Below are 2,648 nucleotides of genomic sequence, written 5' to 3'. Positions count from 1 at the left end.
CGAGCGATTCGGCGATCGCGCGGGCTTCGTCGCGCGCCGAGCGCAGAAAGCCTTCAGCGACCGCCGCCTCGCGCGCCTCGGCGCGCAGCAGTGCCAGGTGGGCGAAAGGCGGCAAGCCGGCCATCTCGCGCTCGCGCAGCTGGCTGGCGGCAAAGCGCGCGTAGTCGTGCGCCCGCAACGCCGCGAACAGTGGGTGGCTGGGGTTGGCGGTCTGGATCCACATCTCGCTGCCCTGCGCCACCTCGGCCGCTCGGCCGGCCCGGCCGGCGGCCTGCATCAGCGTCGCGAACAGGCGCTCCGGGGCGCGGAAGTCGGCGGTGAACAAGGCGCCGTCCGGGTCCACCGCCGCCACCAGCGTGACACGGCGGAAGTCGTGGCCCTTGGTGACCATCTGCGTGCCGACCAGCACGTCGACGTCGCCGGCGTGCACCGCCGCGAGCTGCTGCTCGAGCGTGCCCTTCAGCCGCGTGGTGTCGGCGTCGATGCGGGCAACGCGGGGCGACGCGCCATCGGGGCGCTGCACCCCCTGCAGCAGCGCGCCGACCTGTTCCTCCAACTTCTCGGTGCCCCGGCCGAGCGGCTGGATGTCCAGGTTGCCGCACTCGGGGCAGGCGCGCGGCACGCGCTCGGTGAAGGCGCAGTGGTGGCAGCGCAGCGTGCGGTCGAGCTTGTGAAAGACGCGCCAGGCGCTGCAATGCGGGCAGGCGCTCTTCCAGCCGCAGGCCGCGCAATGCAGCACCGGCGCGAAACCACGGCGGTTCAGGAACAGCAGGCTCTGTTCACCGCGCGCGATGCGCGCTTCGATCGCCGCCTGCAAGGCCGGCGCCAGCGCCAGCGGCGGCTCGCCCGGCGCGGGCTTGGGCTGCTGCGTCATGTCGACGACCCTGACGACCGGCAGCGGCCCCTGGCCGACGCGCTCGGCCATCGTCAGCAGCTTGTAGCGGCCGGTCTGTGCGTGGTGCCAACTCTCGAGCGACGGCGTCGCCGAGCCGAGCACGACCGGCACGCTTTCCAGCCGGCCCCGATAGACGGCCAGATCGCGCGCCGAATAGCGCGCGCCATCCTGCTGCTTGTAGCTGGGGTCGTGTTCCTCGTCGACCACGATCACGCCCAGCCGCGGCAGCGGGCAGAAGATCGCCAGCCGCGTGCCGAGCACCAGCTCGGCCTGGCCCCGGTGCGCGGCCAGCCAGTTGCCCAGCCGCTGCGCCGGCGTCAGCGCACTGTGCAGCGAGACCAGCCGCCGGCCCGGAAAGCGCGCGGCGAAGCGGGCCTCGAGCTGCGGCGTCAGGTTGATCTCGGGCACCAGCACCAGCGCCTGCCGGCCGGCGGCCAGCGCCGCTTCGGCCAGTCGCAGGTAGACCTCGGTCTTGCCGCTGCCGGTGACACCGTGCAGCAGGTGGCACGCCGGCGGCGCGGCGTCGATCGCGGCCAACACGGCGGCCTGCTCCGCGGTGAGCGCCGGGCGCTCGGGCGCGGCCGGCGGGTCGGTGGCTTTCGCGGCGGCCAGCGCGGCGCGCTTGTCCTGCAGCCGCAGCCGCTTGGCCAGGCCGGCGTCGTCGAGCTTGCGCAACTCGGGCGGTAGCACTGCCAGCGCCACCTCGCCGAGCGCACGCTGGTAGTAGCGCGCGCTGAACTCCACCAGCCGGCACCACGCCGCCGGCAGGGGCGGCAGGCTGGCGATCACCTCGGCCACGGCTTTCAGCGTGAAGGAACCACCGCCGGCCGGGTCTTTGCGGTCGCCCGTGCGGTCGTCTCCTCGGTCGGCTCGGGCTCCATCGGCCGGGCCTGCCCAGACGATACCTGGCACGTCGCGCCGGCCCAGAGGCACACGCACCAGCGTGCCCGCGCTGAGCGGCTGCTCACTCTCGTAGTCCAGGGTATCGGCCAGCCCGGCGTGTGCGGGCGTCTCGACCGCCACCTCAACGCGTGTCATGCCGCGCCGCGCGCGCCAACGCCGAAAAGGGCCTCGGCGCCAGCAGAAGTTGAGATGTTCCGCTTAAGTCCATGATTCGAAACATCTTTCAGACTTGCCCACCGTTCCTGTGGATAACATTGTGGGAAAGCTGCGGTCGGGCGTGCTAAATGCTTGATGTACCGTGGTCGGCCTTGGGTTGCCCGATTCTGAGGCAGTGGCGAAAAATTCTTTCTAATCAAATACTTGCCACGTATCGCCGCGATTTTGATGGTTTCGTGACACCGGCCGAAGCGGTGATCTGTCGCACCCTGGGATTTGGGGATAAGTCAAGCCCTGAGCGAGCACTCACCCGGAAAAACCCCCATACCACCTCAAGCAGGCTTGGGCGTATGGGAGCGTTTACGAAGCGTGCGCGAGTGGGCGTGAACGGCTTCGACGAGCGCCGCCACGTGGTCCGGCGCCGTGTACTGGCTGATGCCGTGGCCGAGGTTGAAGACGTGCCCGTCCCAGCCGCCGCCCGCCGAATCCGCGCGCTGCGGCGGGCCGAAGCTGTCCAGCACGCGGCGCGCCTCGGCCTGCACGATCTCGGGCGGCGCGAACAGCACGTTGGGGTCGAGGTTGCCCTGCAAGGCCACGCGTGAACCCACGCGGGCACGGGCCTGGCCGAGGTTCACGGTCCAGTCCAGGCCGATCACGTCGGCGCCGCTGTCCGCCAGCTCGTCGAGCCACGGGC

General features: G+C 71.2%; 2 protein-coding genes. Both read right to left on the bottom strand.

The genetic code is table 11. The features are described 5' to 3' along the window. On the bottom strand, window positions 1-1,933 hold a 1,933-nt coding region (gene priA, locus VJ693_RS01870), incomplete at its 3' end, for a replication restart helicase PriA (protein WP_324151766.1). Window positions 1,934-2,286: 353 nt separating this feature from the next. Continuing rightward, on the bottom strand, window positions 2,287-2,648 hold a 362-nt coding region (locus VJ693_RS01865; protein WP_324151765.1), incomplete at its 5' end, for a uroporphyrinogen decarboxylase family protein.

The organism is Ideonella sp., from assembly GCF_035254525.1.
In the GTDB taxonomy this organism is placed as follows: Bacteria; Pseudomonadota; Gammaproteobacteria; order Burkholderiales; family Burkholderiaceae_C; genus Ideonella.
The sequence above is the reverse complement of the archived record's forward strand: the minus strand, read 5'-3'. Positions and strand labels throughout refer to the sequence as shown.